Raw genomic sequence first — 16,447 nt, forward strand, 5'->3', positions numbered from 1 at the left:
GAATGAATCTGACTGTAAAACAAGGCTAATCTTTATATTTGCGCCTTGAAATTTGATAAGAAGTAAACTATGAAAAAAACGATAACAACTTTATCAATCATCATTTTAGCGGTCAATATGTCTGCGCAAAATCTGGAAAATAAAATTGATGAGGTCAATGTGCAAGGCAGATTTCTATCGATTCCCTATAACGAAGTCAATGAAAATGTGGTGGTCATTACGAAACAACAGATCGAAAATAGCCCTGCGACCAGCATCGATGAATTGCTGCAGTTTTACACTGGTATGGACATCCGAAGACGTGGTTCCAATGGTGTTCAGAGCGATATTACGATTCGGGGAAGTTCGTTTGAGCAGGTTTTGATTTTGGTGAATGGCATTAGAATGAATGATTCTCAAACCGGGCATAATACCTTCAATCTTCCGTTTGATATTTCGTCGGTGGAAAGGGTGGAGATTATGAAAGGTTCATCGGCAAAACTCTATGGGCAGAATGTTTATGCTGGTGTCATCAACATCGTTACCAAATCATCTTCCGAAGAGCAAGTCACGGTAAAAGCGCAAGGCGGTGATTTCAAAACTTATGATTTGTCGGCTTCTGCAACTTTTGGTTCGGAGAAATTTACCAATCTATTTACCATTAGCAATGGTGCTTCCGACGGTTACCGCTACAATACAGATTATCAGATCAGGAATTTTTTCTATCAAAATAAATTAAAACTGAATGCCGGAAGTTTGAGTCTTCAAGCTGGTTTTTCTGAGAAGAAATTTGGTGCTAATGGATTTTATGCGTCATCAACCGCTATCAATCAATATGAGGAAACGCAGGCTTCTGTGGTGAGTTTACAATATCAGCAGAGATTTAATAATCTTTCTATCAATTCAAGTCTTTATTGGAGAAGAGGCCAGGATATGTATCTTTTTATACGTCAAAATCCGTCATATTACAGAAATATGCACATTGGAAATAATGTAGGCGGCGATGTGAATGCGACTTATAATTCATCACTTGGAGTTACCGGAATCGGTATCGATTACAGAAAAGAATTTCTTGTAAGCAGCAATCTTGGCGATAGAAACAGAGAGGTAATGCAGGTTTTTTTTGACCATCAGTTCAAATTCTTTAATCAGAAATTGGAAGTGAATCCCGGTGCAAGTTGGGCGAATTATTCGGGTCAGAATTTTTTCTATCCGGGAATGGATGTTGGTTTTATCTTTAATCGTAATCATAAAGTGTTTGGAGCGATTTCGAAAGGTTTCAGAATTCCGACTTTCACCGATTTGTATTACGTGAGTCCGGCGGAAATTGGAAATCCAAACTTGGTTCCTGAGTCAGCCATCTCATCAGAATTAGGTTACCGATTCCAAAATGAAAAAATATTGGCGAAAGTCAGCGGTTTTCTCCGAAATACGGATAACGGCATCGACTGGCTGAAAGAAACGCCCCAAAGTCCGTGGAAAGCTGAAAATGTCGGGAAAATCCATCTCAAAGGTTTTGAAACTGAGTTCAAACATCAGTTGTTTTCATTCCTTGATTATCGTTTGGGCTACACTTATCTTGATAATCAATATAAAAATAAAGAGTTTTCCAGATATGCTTTGCAGAATCTGAGGCATCAGTTTGTGGCGCAAATCGATGTGAAGTTTTTGAAATTTTTCAGCAATCAGTTAATTTATAAATATTCTGAACGCGTGAATCTTGGAAGTTATAATATCCTGGATGAGCAGATTAATTTCCGATACAAAGACCTTAATTTTTATGTCTTAATCAACAACCTGACAAATACCAAATATATAGAAACCAATCTGGTTCCGATGCCGGGAAGATGGTTTCATGTAGGATTTACCTATCAGATCAAAATGAATTAATTTATAAAAAGGCTTCGAGAGCCTCAGCCTGACAATGCTAAAGTTAGTGTAATAGCCTGTCACATTGAGCTTGTCGAAATGTCTATCAAAATAACCTAAATTTGCAAAAAATTAAACAATGGCAGCTTACCTGGAATTCAATTTTAAAATAAAACCTCTCCAACCCTGGAACGAAATATTGATGGCAGAACTGATAGAAATCGGTTTTGACAGCTTTACAGAAGAATATGACGGCATTTTAGGCTATATCCAAAAGGACCTTTTCAATGAGGAAGAGCTGAAAAATATTTACCTTCTTCAAAACGAAGAAATCGAGATTTCTTATACCTACGAAGAAATGCCGAATATCAACTGGAACGAGGAATGGGAAAAGAATTTTTCTCCAATCAATGTGGAAGATAAAGTGCTGATCAGAGCAGAATTCCATGAGTCTGACCCGAATATGCATGAGATCGTAATCCAGCCGAAAATGTCCTTCGGAACAGGTCATCACCCCACGACTCACCTGATGATTCAGCAGATGCTGGATATGGATCTGGACAACAAAAAAGTTCTTGATATGGGTTGCGGAACTTCGGTTTTAGCGATTTTCGCCAAGCAAAAAGGAGCAGGCAGAACCGTTGCCATCGACATCGACGAATGGTCTGTAGAAAATTCCAAAGAAAACGCTGCACGAAACAACGTAGAATTGGACATTGAGCTAGGAACGGCTGATAATCTTGGAAAGGAAAAATTCGAGATCATCCTGGCAAACATCAACAGAAATATTCTGATTTCTGACATTCCAACGTATGTTTCCGTTCTGGAAGATGGTGGGAAATTGTTGCTTTCCGGACTTTGCTTCTTCGATGTGGACGATATTTTGGAAGTCTGCACAGAACAAAACCTGAAACTTGAAAAGAAGATCCAAAGAGAAGAATGGGTTTCTCTTTTGTTGAGTAAATAATAGAAATAAAAACCTCGAAACTGTTTTCGAGGTTTTTTTATTATTACTTCTGCGGATATTTCTGTATCAAAGCCTGCAAAATTGCCAACGTTTCCGCATCCATAATCCCATTATAATTAGTCGGTCGGAAATGAAATTGGAATGCTTCAATCGTTTGCTTTGTCGCTTTGTCCCAAATGCCGGTCACCGTCAATGCGTAACCAAACTGAACCAACTGCTGCTGGACTCTTGAAACAAATTCCGGATTACTGTATTGTAAGGTAATGTCATTGGTTGTAAGTATCTGGTTCAGGAAAGTCTGTTTCGCTGTTTCATCATACCACATCCCGATTTGATATTCATCATAAAGTCTTTTCCACGGAAAAAGCGGACCAGGATCCTGTTTCCTCGTCGGAGCAATATCAGAGTGTGCCAAAACATTGGTTGGCGGGATATTATATCTCGTTACAAGATCTTTTACCAAAGCGGCAACTTTCTTGATCTGATCTTCCGGATAAGGCGTGAAAACCCTGTAACCTGTAGAATCTACTTTATATCCGAGATTCACGATCTCAATTCCTATAGAAGTATCATTCAGCTGCTGGTCTTTTCTCCAAAAACTGATGCCGGCGTGGTAGGATCTTTTGTTTTCATCCACCAATTGATAGATTTCTTTGTCAGGCAACGTGTTGACAAGATAATGCGCGCTTACGGCCTGCTGTGTAAGTGTTGATATGGATTTCTCATCATCCAGAACGGTGTAATGAAGAATAACATAACGCTGGCGGAAATTCTGACCAACAGATGGGAAATAGGTTTTCACCACTTTGAAGCCTGCGGGATTTGCACTTACAATAGAACCGTAGCTTATGGTATTGTCATTTTTCGTAATATCAGCAATATTGACTTTGTAATATTCGCCCTCATCTTCTTTGATCTCCGGTTTTTTTATCGCAGCCACTGGCTTTGGAGTTGTAGATCCTGCCGTTGATTTACTTTTTATTGATTTTTGTTGGGAACCACAAGAAATTATAAGTATTCCTAATGTTGTGAGATATAATGAATTACGCATTTTTGTTTGTTTTGAGTATAAATTTCATTCAAAAATATGAAAAAAAATGAACAAAAAGTTTTGGTAGATAATGAAAACTCTCTTATATTTGCACTCGCAATTAAGGAACAGACGATCTTTAATAATATTGCTAGGAGAGTTGCCTGAGAGGCCGAAAGGACTTGTTTGCTAAACAAGCGAACTGGAAACGGTTCCAAGGGTTCGAATCCCTTACTCTCCGCAACTACAGATGACTTATTCGGGGCGTAGCGTAGTCCGGTCATCGCGCCTGGTTTGGGACCAGGAGGTCGCAGGTTCGAATCCTGCCGCCCCGACTTTTTTTAAATTCCTTCGGGGATTTTTTCTTTAACCGCCTTAGGGTGCGTAGCTCAGCTGGATAGAGCATCTGCCTTCTAAGCAGACGGTCTCAGGTTCGAATCCTGACGCGCTCACTTAAAACTCACAATGTAAATTGTGAGTTTTTTTTGTTTAGTTACTTGCTGTCTGTATATTTTTCCTAAAAACAATATCGAAAAATAGGATTAATAAAAAAACTTATCTGGATAGAGCATCTCAGCAACGCTCACATAAACTCACAATATAAAGTTTTGAGTTTTTTGTTTATTACTTTCTAAATCAGAGTTTTATAAAATATAATTCAGAATTATATTCTGAAATATATTACATTATAATTGTTAATATGAGATTAATAATTGTCTATTACTATTAAATTTGTATTTTTTTTAAAGAAAATATTTATTCTTTTCAATTTTTTTATAATATTTGCACTCTCAAATATTAAAATTTCTATTTGACCATAAAAATTATTTTTTTACAGATGATGAACGATAAAAGATATGCTCTCAAAACCAAGTTTGAGAGAGAGGAGGAATTGGAACGTCAGAGACAACTTCAAAGGCTCAAAGCTAAACAGGCAACCAAATTTAACAGCTTCGGGTTTTATGATTTTTTATTTTTTTTCATTGTCATCATTGTCTCGATACTTTGTAAGATTCTTGGGTTTAATTTTCAATAATTTCAATTTTGGTCAAATATTTAAAAATCAATTATTATAAATTTCTTCATTTGAAATTTGCAGAATAAAATATTTTTTGTTTTAATTTCGCTTAAAATTTTACAAAATGTGGAAGTTGATCAAGAGGCTGGTTTTTATCATTATTATTGCCAATATACTTTTTATAGTTTTCGGGATATTTTTTAATCCTCCAATTACGTGGACACAATTGGGAGGCGTTTTCAAGTACGGAAAGCTGGACAGAGATTATATTTCTTATGACGAAATGGGAAATAATATCAAAAAAGCAGTAATTGCTTCCGAAGATCAGGCATTTTTCAATCACAATGGTTTCGATTACAAAGCCATAGAAAAAGCGATGAAAAAAAATGATAAAAAAGGGAAAGTTGTAAGAGGCGGAAGCACGATTTCCCAGCAAACAGCAAAAAATGTATTTCTCTGGCAAGGCAGAAGCTGGTTCAGAAAAGGTCTGGAAGCTGTTTATACATTCATAATAGAAAAAATCTGGGGCAAAGATATTATTCTTGAAAGATATCTCAATTCTATAGAAATGGGACAGGGTGTTTTCGGAATCGAGGCTGCTTCTCAGTACTATTACAACAAACCGGCAAAAGACCTTACTAAAAGCGAAGCTGCCTGGATCGCTGCAATCCTGCCAAATCCTAAAAAATACGATCCTAAAAAGCCGAGTGCTTATCTTAATAAAAAACACAACTGGATCATGAGACAGATGAACAATATTGTTCTGAAATGATTACTTTTGTGATAAGATGGCAATTAGATTAATAAAAAGAGACAGTTTCAGCATCATCCTGAAAAATTATTTCAGTGAGAAAAATGAAACATTGTCTCTGCAGCCTTTATCAGAAATTATCAATAGTCTGAAAAAAGAAGATTTGGGCGTTTTTACCGCCTATCTTAAAGATAATGAATTGATTAAGGACAATCTTGTTTTCTATATTCATAATGTTTTTAGAGACAGACCTTTTAATCTTTCTTTGACTGAGGCCGATATTCTCTCAGAAAATGCTTTTTATCCGGAGTTTAAAAAAAGAATTTTAAATAAAATCCTGCCGCCGATTGAGAATGAGAAAACCATATGGTATCTCGTTGATAATGTTTTGGTAACCCCGAAAAAGGATCTGCAGTTTTTCCAGAATTCTCAGGAAGATAAAGTTGATGAGCTGTTTCAATTATTAAAAATTGACAGGTTTATAAACGATCGGCATGTTAAGAAAGAACTCTTATTTTCCATTAATATTCTGGCTTGGCGTGTTATTGGAAACGCCCTGGATGTCGAGGTTATGAAAATGGTGCCGGAGTACCGGAATTTCGACAACCCATTTCTGGCTCTGCAAAATGAATTGGATATATTGAATGCAGATTTTAACCAAAATCAGGATTTTAAACTTTCATCTACAGATGAGATCTATAAACAGACAAAAGTCTATATGGATCAATGTCTGGAATTTGTCAATATTGCGTTCAAAAACTCTTCAAAATATGGGATTTCGGGCAAAACGAATCAGTCGCTGCTCAAGATCAGGCAACAGCTGAACAGGATGTCGGATATCATCAAATTATTTATAATAGATGAAGAAAGAGATTATCTTATCAATTCCAAACAGTTATTTTTCAATATTTTAAAGTACAAATCTCATAAAAATAATCTTCGTGATCTGGTCTCTGACAGCACAAGGCTGATGTCGCATTTGATTACGAATCATACCGCAGAAACGGGAACGCATTACATTACTTCCACTTTCAAATCCTACATGAAAATGTTCTGGAAAGCTTCTGGTGGCGGTGTAATTGTTGGTGCTTTATGTGTTTTGAAAATGCTTTACAGTTATATCCCAGCCAGCGATTTTTCACATGCATTTTTGTATTCTATGAATTATGCAATGGGATTTGTAATGATCTATCTAATGCATTTTACACTGGCCACAAAACAACCTGCGATGACGGCTGCCACGATGGCAAAAGTCTTATCGGATGGGAATAACAGAAATACTTACAAGGAATTTGCACATCTTATTTCCCAGTTGTTCAGGTCTCAGTTTATAGCATTTGTTGGTAATGTCCTGCTTTCTTTCCCCGTTTCGCTGATTATTATTTATGGATTAGAAATCCTTTTCAAGCAAAATTTTGCCTTTGAAAAATCTGGCAAATTACTTTACGATTTGGATCCTTTCCAGTCTAAGGCCATTTTGCACGCTTCCATTGCCGGTGTTTTTCTTTTTATTTCGGGTGTTATTTCCGGAAATATCAGCAACAATTCTGTGTTTTATCAGATTCCGAGAAGAATTGCGAAAAATCCGTTCATCAATTACTTTTTCGGGCAAAGATTTGCAAAACAATTGTCTGTTTACTATTCCAAAAACTGGGCTGGCATCGCTTCCAATTTTTGGTTCGGTGTTTTCCTTGGAGCCACTGCGCCAATCGGACTTTTTCTGGGATTGGATCTGGATATCCGTCACATTACATTTGCAGCCGGTAACTTTGCGCTAGGACTTTATGGAAAAGATTTTGTGGTTACTTCTTACACCTTTTGGATCTCATTTGTCACGGTTTTCATCATTGGGTTTTTCAACTTCATTGTGAGTTTTGGACTGTCAATGCTTTTGGCATTCCGCTCCAGAAGGGTAGAAATGAGTGAAGCGAGAGAGATTTTTAGGGAGATTTTTGGTTATTTTATCAGAAATCCATTCCGGTTTTTCTTTCCGCTGAGATCCAGATTGGATGAGAGAAGCAAAAAGATGATAGAGGAAATCTCTACAGGATCAGCAGATCATTAATCAAAGAGTCGTTTTTTAAAACTTCCCGGAATTTCTTCAGAAAAAAGGTTTTTCTCAGCCGGAAATCATTTTTCAAAAGCGGTGATTTGATCCGGATAATCAGGACTTGTTCCTTTAGATTAACTGTTTCTATTTCAGAAAAAAGATCGCTGGAAAGGTAATCTTGCAAAAAATCCCTGATCTCGAATGCTTTCAGCTTGTCTTCGAAACCATAGATTCTGGCAAAAGAACTCACCAGTTCAGAAGATTGATATTCGCGTTTTTTTCTGCTCATTTTGAATTTGTTTCAGGAACTTAATTAAGATTGTAAAAGTAGAAAATTCAAATGCAAAAATCAGTATCTTTGCGAACCTTAATTTTTATAATGCGAGAAGCAATCAGCTAATCGCCAAAAGCAAACAGCAAAAATATGAAATGTGGAATCGTAGGTCTTCCGAATGTAGGAAAATCAACCCTTTTTAATTGTCTTAGCAACGCAAAAGCACAGTCTGCAAACTATCCGTTTTGTACTATAGAACCAAATCTTGGAACTGTTTCTGTTCCGGATACCAGATTATTTGAGTTAGAAAAAATCGTAAATCCTGAGAGGGTTCTGCCTGCGGTTGTAGAGATTGTGGACATTGCCGGATTGGTAAAAGGAGCAAGTAAAGGGGAAGGATTGGGAAATCAGTTTCTGGCAAATATCAGAGAATGTGAAGCGATTATTCATGTTTTGAGATGTTTTGATAACGGAAATATCATCCACGTGGAAGGTTCCGTAGATCCTATCAGAGATAAAGAAATTATTGATATAGAACTTCAACTAAAAGATCTTGAAGCTATTGGAAAGGCGGTTGATAAAGCTAAGAAATTCCTGAAATCCGGTAAGAAAGAAGATCTTCTGACTTATGATGTTTTGCAGAATCTTCAGACATTTGTAGAAGAAGGCAAAAATGCAAGAGAATTTCCTGCAGATGATTTTGCAGTTTCAATTATCAGCGAGATTCAGTTATTGACCAATAAGCCTGTTCTTTATGTTTGTAATGTGGATGAAAATTCTATCAAAAACGGTAATGACTGGATCGCAAAGATCGAGGAAATGGCTAAAAATGAAAATGCAGAAGTTGTGGTTTTAGCCGCTCAGATAGAAGCGGATATCAATGAACTTGAGACTTTTGAAGAAAGACAAATGTTTCTGGAAGAACTGGGTCTGGAAGAGCCAGGCGTAAACAGACTGATCAGAAAAGCTTACGATCTTTTGAAATTACAGACTTATTTCACAGCAGGAGTTAAGGAAGTTAGAGCGTGGACCATTGGTCAGGGCTGGACTGCACCTCAGGCGGCTGGCGTGATTCACACAGATTTTGAAAAAGGATTTATCCGTGCAGAAGTGATCAAATACAACGATTATATGCATTATGGCTCTGAAGCGAAAGTAAAAGAGGCGGGCAAACTATCTGTAGAAGGAAAAGAATATGTTGTTCAGGATGGTGATATTATGCATTTTAGATTTAATGTTTAAGATAACATTTCAAAATATTATAAAACGCTTTCAGAAATGGAGGCGTTTTTGCTTGTAAATTTGGCAAAATTTAAAATAAAAAAATTATGATCAAAAAATTACTATTTGTTTCAGCTTTAGCATCAGTTTTTTACAGCCAGGCGCAGACAACAGTTTTTAAAGAAGATTTTGAAAATTCTACATCTGTTGCACAATGGAAATTGTATGACAGAGATGGAGACGGACAAAATTGGGAAATCCTGAATGCAGAACTCAATGAACTTCCAAATTTCACAGGTAATCTCGCCGTTTCATTTTCGTGGTATTTAGAAGTGTTTACGCCGGATAATGTTTTGGAAAGTCCTTCAATTACATTGCCAAATTCCAGCTCACTTAGTTTATCTTTCAAAGCTGCAGCAGGCGATGAAGAGCTTTTTCAGGAGTATTATGCAGTTTATGTAATTCCTGCAGCTTCTGCTTTTACAGGAACGGAAACGCCGGTTTTTGAAGAAACTTTTGACGCAGGATATTTGGATGTTGCAAAAGTGATTAATATCGATATTTCATCTTTTAAAGGCCAGGATGTAAAATTAATTTTCAGGCATTATGACTGCACAGATATTTTCTATATGGGAATAGATGACATTGAAATTAAAGATAATGCGGGAATGGCAGTTTCAGAATCTGCGGCTTTAGCACTGAAAATTTCTCCAAATCCTGCAACCGATTTGGTTAAGATTTCAGGAATCAAAACTTTTGATAATGTGAGGGTTTTTGATATGACCGGTAAAATTGTAAAAGAAGCAAAAACTTCTGAAGTCATTGTGAAAGATCTTCCTTCCGGACAATATATCATCAATGTTTACTCAGGAAATCAAGTCATCTCCAGAAAACTAATCAAAAAATAAATCTTAAATGCTTCAAATACTGAAGCATTTTTTTTAAATTTTAGGAAAATTATCTTCTTATGAAAAATATCTTTTTTTTACTGTTTTTAATTTTTATTTCCTGTGAAAAGTCTGTGGAAGAGGATTGTTTCAAAGACAAAGATGAAAAAATATTTAATGGATATGTAGAAGTAAAACCTTATACAGTAAAGGAAATTCTTAAACATAAACCTGAATATTTAACAATCTCTGATTTGAAAAAGTTTAGAAGTTTCAAGGAAGATAGTATAGCGAATCATACTTTCAATGTTTTGGATGATAAGAAATCTAAATTGAAATTAGCAAATTATAATGAAGAATATCAGGATTTTGATAAAGCTTTTTTAGGACAATTCGGATATTATTTCAGGCAAAATGTGAATGGAATCAACTATGCTTTTGGTAAAAACGGATTAGGTTTCTGGTTGCTAAAAATTGAAAATAACAGAGCTAAAGCTTATTTTTTAGGATTGAGTTTTAGTCATTATTATATTAATGAAATCCAAACCGATCCGATTATAAAAAATGGAGAATTGCAGTTGCAAGGCAGCCTCGTACAGATTATAAAAGTTCCAGGTCTTCCTGGTTATGACGATTACTCTGCTATCGCTGACGGGAAGCTTTTTAAAATCAAACTTTCAGATTTGGAAAAAGATTCTGATAATGATGGCTACAACGATATTTTTGAAGAATCATTTGGACTGGATCCTAAAAACAAAGATACAGATTCTGATGGGGTAGATGATCTCAAAGATATGAATCCGCTTTTTAAATCTGAGAAAAATAAATTTACTCAGCTTTATGAAGAATTTTTAATTAATAATTATGCTTTTGACAAGGTCAACTTAAAAGAGATGAATTATTTCATTAGTGTTTATGAAAATGATTGTGAGTACTTCCAAAAAGTGAATCCACAATCAAGAACGTTGATCGTCCCGGAGGATAAAGATAAGTTACCGTATTATTTACAAGTGACAAATGTAGTAAATAATGGATTTTCAAAATTACAAAAGGATTCCCAGAACAAAGAAAAATTCTATTTTCATGAATGGGGAGGTGGTTCTACAACAGATTATTCTGTAGAATTCATTAAAGGAAAATGGAAGATTATTATGCTTGGTGGAACTGTTTCTTGAACTGATAAAAGGTCAATAAGGAAAATTTAATTCAGAAAGGCATAAATTTGACAGACTGTCTGACTTTTTTGTTGGATAAATTTATCAACATCCATCAAAATTAATTCTCAAAACTTTCAAATTAAATTTCATTTCGTTAAATTTGTGAGTTACCGATTCTTTCACGGTTTCAATATTTTTCAGAAATCAAAAAATATGAGCGAAATTAATCCTGTAAATTATTCCGAAGATAACATACGAACGCTGGATTGGCAGGAGCATATCAGGCTTCGTCCCGGGATGTATATTGGAAAATTGGGCGATGGTTCTTCTGCGGACGATGGGATTTATATTCTCCTCAAAGAGATCATCGATAACTCCATCGATGAGTTTGTGATGAAAGCCGGAAAACGCATTGAGATCAAAGTGGATGAAGGCAAAGTCACGATCCGGGATTACGGACGCGGAATTCCATTAGGGAAAGTGGTTGACGCAGTTTCCAAAATGAATACCGGTGGTAAATATGACAGCAAAGCTTTCAAAAAATCCGTTGGTCTTAATGGTGTCGGTACAAAAGCGGTAAATGCCTTGTCTGGCTTTTTCAGAGTGAAATCTGTAAGAGAAAACCGAGTGAAAATGGCCGAGTTTTCCAAAGGAATTATCAAGATCGATTATCCTGAAGCTGATTCTTCTGACAGAAACGGAACAGAAATCAGCTTTGTTCCGGATGAAGAGATTTTCATCAATTTCAAATTCCGAAAAGAATATGTAGAGCGCATGCTTCGTAACTATGCTTACCTGAATCCCGGTTTGACAATTCTTTTCAACGGCGAAAAATTTTATTCCGAAAATGGTTTAAAAGATCTCTTGGAAGAAGAATTGGAAAGCGAAATTCTTTACCCGATCATTCATCTGAAGGAAGAAGATATAGAAGTAGCAATCACACATTCGGATAAATCACAAACCGAAACCTATTTCTCATTCGTCAACGGACAAAATACGACACAGGGTGGAACGCATCTCAATGCCTTCCGTGAAGCTTTTGTAAAAACAATAAGAGAATTTTATAATAAAAATTTTGAAGCTGCAGATATTCGTAAATCTATTATCGCTGCAGTTTCTATAAAAGTGATCGAACCTGTTTTTGAGTCTCAGACCAAAACAAAATTAGGGTCAAACGAGATCGAACCAGGCGGAATGACGGTGCGGACTTTCATTATAGATTCGCTTAAAAATAAACTGGACAATTACCTTCACAGAAATCCCGAAACGGCGGAAGCCATTCTCAGAAAAATTATGATTTCTGAACGGGAAAGAAAAGAGTTATCCGGAATCCAGAAATTGGCGAGAGAACGTGCAAAGAAAGTTTCGCTGCATAATAAAAAACTGAGGGACTGTCGTCATCATTATAATGACCAAAAAGCAACGAGAAAATCGGAAACGGTGATCTTTATTACCGAAGGAGATTCTGCTTCCGGTTCCATTACAAAATCCAGAGATGTGGAAACTCAGGCTGTTTTTTCTTTGAAAGGGAAGCCGCTTAACTGCTATGGATTAACGAAAAAAGTGGTTTACGAGAATGAAGAGTTCAATCTTTTGCAGGCTGCACTTAACATTGAAGAAAGTTTGGAAGATCTGCGTTATAATCATGTCGTGATTGCAACAGATGCCGATGTGGACGGTATGCACATCCGATTACTGATGATCACTTTTTTTCTCCAGTTTTTCCCGGATTTGATTAAGAATGGCCACTTATACATTCTTCAGACACCACTTTTCCGTGTTAGAAATAAAAAGGAAACACGGTATTGTTATTCAGATGCTGAAAGATTGAAAGCGCTGGATGAGTTAGGCAAAAATCCGGAAATCACCCGATTCAAAGGACTGGGAGAGATCTCGCCGGATGAATTCAAACATTTTATAGGAAAAGATATCAGATTAGAACCCGTCGTTTTGGGCAAAGATCAGACAATTACACAGATTCTGGAATTTTATATGGGCAAAAATACACCGGACAGACAGTTGTTCATTCTGGATAATCTGGTTGTCGAAGATACTGATATAGATAAAAAAGAAATCAGAGAACCGGAAATTTAAGAAAGTACACAAAAACACACAAAACACAAATGAGATTAAGTAACAGAAGCAGATTACCAGTTTATAGTTTTATCTATTCACTTGTTGGGATCATTTTTATTTTAGGCGTTATTGCCTATATATTGGAAATCAATAAGTTTGATGTTTTTGGAGATAAAGCGTGGGTCATATTATTGATTCCGGCTTTGATGTTTCTTTTGCTTTATTTTTTAGGAAGACCTATTTTTGAATATGACAGTGACGGCGAAGCACTCAACTTCCGAAATAATCATATTCTTTTTATCTTTTCTAAAAAAAATGCAAAAGATGAATTTCCAAAATATAAATTGATAAGATATAATATTGTTAATGGATTGGTTTTTAAAAGATTATATATTTATATATCCAGTAAAAAGACTCATGTTCTGCTTCTGAAATATGACATATCGTTTCTCAGCAGAAAACAGATAAAGGATTTGAAATTTTCTTTAAGTAAAGTGATAAAAGCAAACAAAGAAATCATACAAAGAGATAATACGGCAACAGATTAATGGAAGAAAGTACACATCACGAAGAAAGCCTGAAAAAAGTTTCGGGGCTGTATAAAGACTGGTTTTTGGATTATGCATCTTATGTAATTTTAGATAGGGCAATTCCTTCTATTTTTGATGGTTTCAAGCCGGTTCAGCGCAGGATTCTGCATTCTATGCGTGAGTTGGAAGACGGACGCTACAACAAAGTAGCGAACATCGTGGGGAATACGATGAAATATCACCCACACGGCGATGCGTCTATTACCGATGCAATGGTGCAGATCGGACAAAAAGAACTATTGATTGATACTCAGGGAAACTGGGGAAATATCTACACAGGAGATTCTGCTGCAGCTGCGCGATACATAGAAGCCAGACTCACACCGTTTGCTTTGGATGTTGTCTTCAACCCAAAAACTACACACTGGACAAAATCTTATGACGGCAGGAATAATGAGCCGGTTGATCTTCCGGTAAAATTTCCGCTGCTTTTAGCTTCTGGTGTAGAAGGGATCGGCGTAGGACTTTCTACCAAGATAATGCCTCATAACTTCAATGAGTTAATTACGGCTTCTATTCTTCATCTCAAAGGTAAAAAATTCGAGTTATTCCCGGATTTCCTGACGGAAGGAATGCTGGACGTTACCAATTATAACGATGGAAAACGAGGCGGTAAAATACGAGCCAGAGCCAGAATCATTCAAAAAGACAAACACACACTTTCTATCACAGAATTACCTTTTTCCAAAAATACAGGCGATCTTATTGATAGTATTATTAAAGCTAACGAAAGAGGAAAAATCAAGATCAAAAAAATTGAGGATAATACATCGGATGTTGTCGAGATCAATATCCATCTTCATCCCGATGTTTCGCCGGATAAAACGATAGATGCTCTTTACGCTTTTACGGATTGCGAAGTCCCGATTTCTCCAAATGCCTGCGTGATTGTCGGTGATAAACCAATGTTTCTTTCGGTTTCCGATATTCTGAAACACAATACGGATCACACGGTTTCTTTATTAAAAAAAGAACTGGAAATAGAACTCCACGAGTTGCAGGAAAGCTGGCATTTTTCTTCATTGGAAAGGATTTTTATTGAGAACAGAATTTACCACGATATCGAGGAAGTCAAGTCTTGGGAAGATGTGATTTCTACAATTGATGAAGGTTTGAAACCTCATACAAAACATCTGTTGAGAGCAGTTACGCAAGACGATATTTTGAGATTGACAGAGATCAGGATCAAAAGAATTTCCCGTTTTGACCTTGATAAATTTAAAGAAAATATTCTTGCCTTAGAAGGTAAAATAGAGCAGGTAAAGCATCATTTGGCTAACCTGATTGCTTATGCGATAGATTATTATACCAATATTCAGAAAAAATACGGAAAAGGAAAAGAGAGAAAAACAGAACTTAGGATCTTTGATACTATCGATGCAAGTAAAGTTGCGGTTGCCAATGAAAAATTATATGTCAACCGGGAAGAAGGTTTCATCGGAACTTCTCTCAAAAAAGACGAATATCTCTTCGATTGTTCTGATATTGATGACATCATTACGTTCCAGAAAGATGGCACAATGAAGGTGGTAAAAGTGGAAGGCAAAACCTTTATCGGCAAAAATATCGTACACGTTGCGATCTGGAAAAAAAACGACAAACGCACTGTTTATAACTCAATCTACCGAGAAGGGCGAGAAGGACCATATTATATGAAACGTTTTTCTGTGACTGGCGTTACCAGAAGTACGGATTACAAATTGGCTTCTGACAAAAAAGGTTCAGAAATGCTGTATTTCTCAGCAAATCCAAATGGCGAAGCTGAGGTCGTTTCTGTTTTACTAAAACCAAATGCAAGAGTCAGAAAGAATAAAATTGATATTGACTTCTCAGAAATTGCAATCAAAGGCCGGGATTCCAAAGGTAATCTGGTAACGAAATATGCGGTAAAAAAGGTAGATCTCAAAGAAGAAGGCGTTTCCACTTTGGCACCAAGAAAGATCTGGTTCGATGATTCTGTTAGACGTTTGAATGCGGACGGAAGAGGAACTCTGTTGGGAAGTTTCAAGGGTGATGATAAAATTCTGACAATCAATTCTCAGGGCGAAGCCAAATTGGTTTCTTTCGATCTGATGAATCGTTTTGATGACGAATATCTGATCCTCGAAAAATGGAATCCGGAACAGCCGATTACCTGTATCTATTTCGACGGTGAAAAGGATAAATATTTTGTGAAGCGCTTCCTTTTGGAGAATACAACCAATATTCAGTCATTCTTTAGCAACGAACACCCAAAATCATTTTTAGAATTTGTAACTACAGAAGCTGGCGCCATTGCAGAATTGATCTTCCCGAAAATAAAAGACAAACAAAAAGATCCGGAAACGGTGGATTTGGACGATTTCATCACTGTGAAAGGAATCAAAGCGATTGGAAACCAGCTGACTAAAGATAAAATAAAAAACATTAATATTACCATTCCGGAACCGCCGGAAGAAATTGAAGAACCGGAAGCCGAAGAAGAAATTTCTGACGAAGAAAACAACGAAGATTTCGATGATGGCGGAACTATCGGAAGTCTTTTCGACGAAGAAATTAATTAATATTTATAATAGGCTTCGAGAATCTCAGCCTGACA

The 16,447-nt window shown here is 36.3% G+C and carries 12 protein-coding genes and 3 tRNA genes; 13 read left to right on the forward strand and 2 right to left on the reverse strand.

The features are described 5' to 3' along the window. Positions 1–69: 69 nt before the first annotated feature. Both ACFJGY_RS07500 and prmA read left to right on the forward strand, forming a co-directional pair. Positions 70–1,869 carry a TonB-dependent receptor plug domain-containing protein gene (locus ACFJGY_RS07500; RefSeq protein ID WP_379969648.1) on the forward strand — a complete coding sequence of 600 codons (1,800 nt, stop codon included), beginning with the start codon at positions 70–72 and terminating at the stop codon, positions 1,867–1,869. 118 nt (positions 1,870–1,987) lie between these two features. Then, positions 1,988–2,815, forward strand: a complete 828-nt coding sequence (prmA, locus tag ACFJGY_RS07505) for a 50S ribosomal protein L11 methyltransferase (RefSeq protein WP_379969650.1) — start codon at positions 1,988–1,990, stop codon at positions 2,813–2,815. Positions 2,816–2,858: 43 nt separating this feature from the next. Here prmA and ACFJGY_RS07510 read toward each other — a convergent pair whose 3' ends face one another. Then, complete coding sequence (locus ACFJGY_RS07510) at positions 2,859–3,866, reverse strand: N-acetylmuramoyl-L-alanine amidase (RefSeq protein ID WP_379969652.1); 1,008 nt, start codon at positions 3,864–3,866, stop codon at positions 2,859–2,861. A 133-nt stretch (positions 3,867–3,999) separates the two neighbouring features. Here ACFJGY_RS07510 and ACFJGY_RS07515 point away from each other — a divergent pair. The 5 genes from ACFJGY_RS07515 (at position 4,000) to ACFJGY_RS07535 (ending at position 7,679) form a co-directional block, all read left to right on the forward strand. Then, a tRNA-Ser gene (locus ACFJGY_RS07515) sits at positions 4,000–4,086 on the forward strand. A gap of 19 nt (positions 4,087–4,105) precedes the next feature. Further along, positions 4,106–4,180, forward strand: a tRNA-Pro gene (locus ACFJGY_RS07520). Between the two features lie 43 nt (positions 4,181–4,223). Next, positions 4,224–4,297: transfer RNA gene (locus tag ACFJGY_RS07525), tRNA-Arg, on the forward strand. Positions 4,298–4,987: 690 nt separating this feature from the next. Next, entirely contained in the window at positions 4,988–5,635 is a 648-nt protein-coding gene (gene mtgA, locus ACFJGY_RS07530; RefSeq protein WP_379969654.1) for a monofunctional biosynthetic peptidoglycan transglycosylase, read from the forward strand. Positions 5,636–5,651: 16 nt separating this feature from the next. Beyond that, a complete protein-coding gene (locus ACFJGY_RS07535; protein ID WP_379969656.1) occupies positions 5,652–7,679 on the forward strand; it encodes a recombinase in 2,028 nt (675 codons plus the stop codon). Here the strand turns inward: ACFJGY_RS07535 and ACFJGY_RS07540 are convergent. After that, positions 7,657–7,953, reverse strand: coding sequence for a hypothetical protein (locus tag ACFJGY_RS07540; protein ID WP_379969658.1), 297 nt, complete (start codon positions 7,951–7,953; stop codon positions 7,657–7,659). The two genes, ACFJGY_RS07535 and ACFJGY_RS07540, sit on opposite strands and share 23 nt — an antisense overlap. A 135-nt stretch (positions 7,954–8,088) precedes the next feature. Between ACFJGY_RS07540 and ychF the strand changes: the two genes are divergently transcribed. The 6 genes from ychF to ACFJGY_RS07570 all read left to right on the forward strand — a co-directional run bounded on the left by ychF (position 8,089) and on the right by ACFJGY_RS07570 (position 16,412). Continuing rightward, entirely contained in the window at positions 8,089–9,180 is a 1,092-nt protein-coding gene (ychF, locus tag ACFJGY_RS07545) for a redox-regulated ATPase YchF (protein ID WP_379969660.1), read from the forward strand. Between the two features lie 86 nt (positions 9,181–9,266). Then, the gene (locus tag ACFJGY_RS07550; RefSeq protein WP_379969662.1) at positions 9,267–10,067 is read left to right on the forward strand and encodes a choice-of-anchor J domain-containing protein; all 801 of its coding nucleotides are present in this window, start codon (positions 9,267–9,269) and stop codon (positions 10,065–10,067) included. A gap of 59 nt (positions 10,068–10,126) precedes the next feature. Next, on the forward strand, positions 10,127–11,221 hold the full coding sequence (locus tag ACFJGY_RS07555) for a hypothetical protein (protein ID WP_379969664.1): 1,095 nt from the start codon (positions 10,127–10,129) through the stop codon (positions 11,219–11,221). A gap of 195 nt (positions 11,222–11,416) precedes the next feature. Next, positions 11,417–13,297 (forward strand): DNA topoisomerase IV subunit B, encoded by a 1,881-nt coding sequence (locus ACFJGY_RS07560; RefSeq protein ID WP_379969666.1) that lies wholly within the window; start codon positions 11,417–11,419, stop codon positions 13,295–13,297. Between the two features lie 29 nt (positions 13,298–13,326). Continuing rightward, complete coding sequence (locus tag ACFJGY_RS07565) at positions 13,327–13,827, forward strand: hypothetical protein (protein WP_379969668.1); 501 nt, start codon at positions 13,327–13,329, stop codon at positions 13,825–13,827. Next, on the forward strand, positions 13,827–16,412 hold the full coding sequence (locus ACFJGY_RS07570; protein ID WP_379969670.1) for a DNA gyrase/topoisomerase IV subunit A: 2,586 nt from the start codon (positions 13,827–13,829) through the stop codon (positions 16,410–16,412). The genes ACFJGY_RS07565 and ACFJGY_RS07570 overlap by 1 nt, the downstream gene beginning before the upstream one ends. The last annotated feature ends 35 nt before the right edge of the window (positions 16,413–16,447 follow it).

The organism is Epilithonimonas sp. UC225_85 (assembly GCF_042695135.1).
Lineage (GTDB): Bacteria > Bacteroidota > Bacteroidia > Flavobacteriales > Weeksellaceae > Epilithonimonas.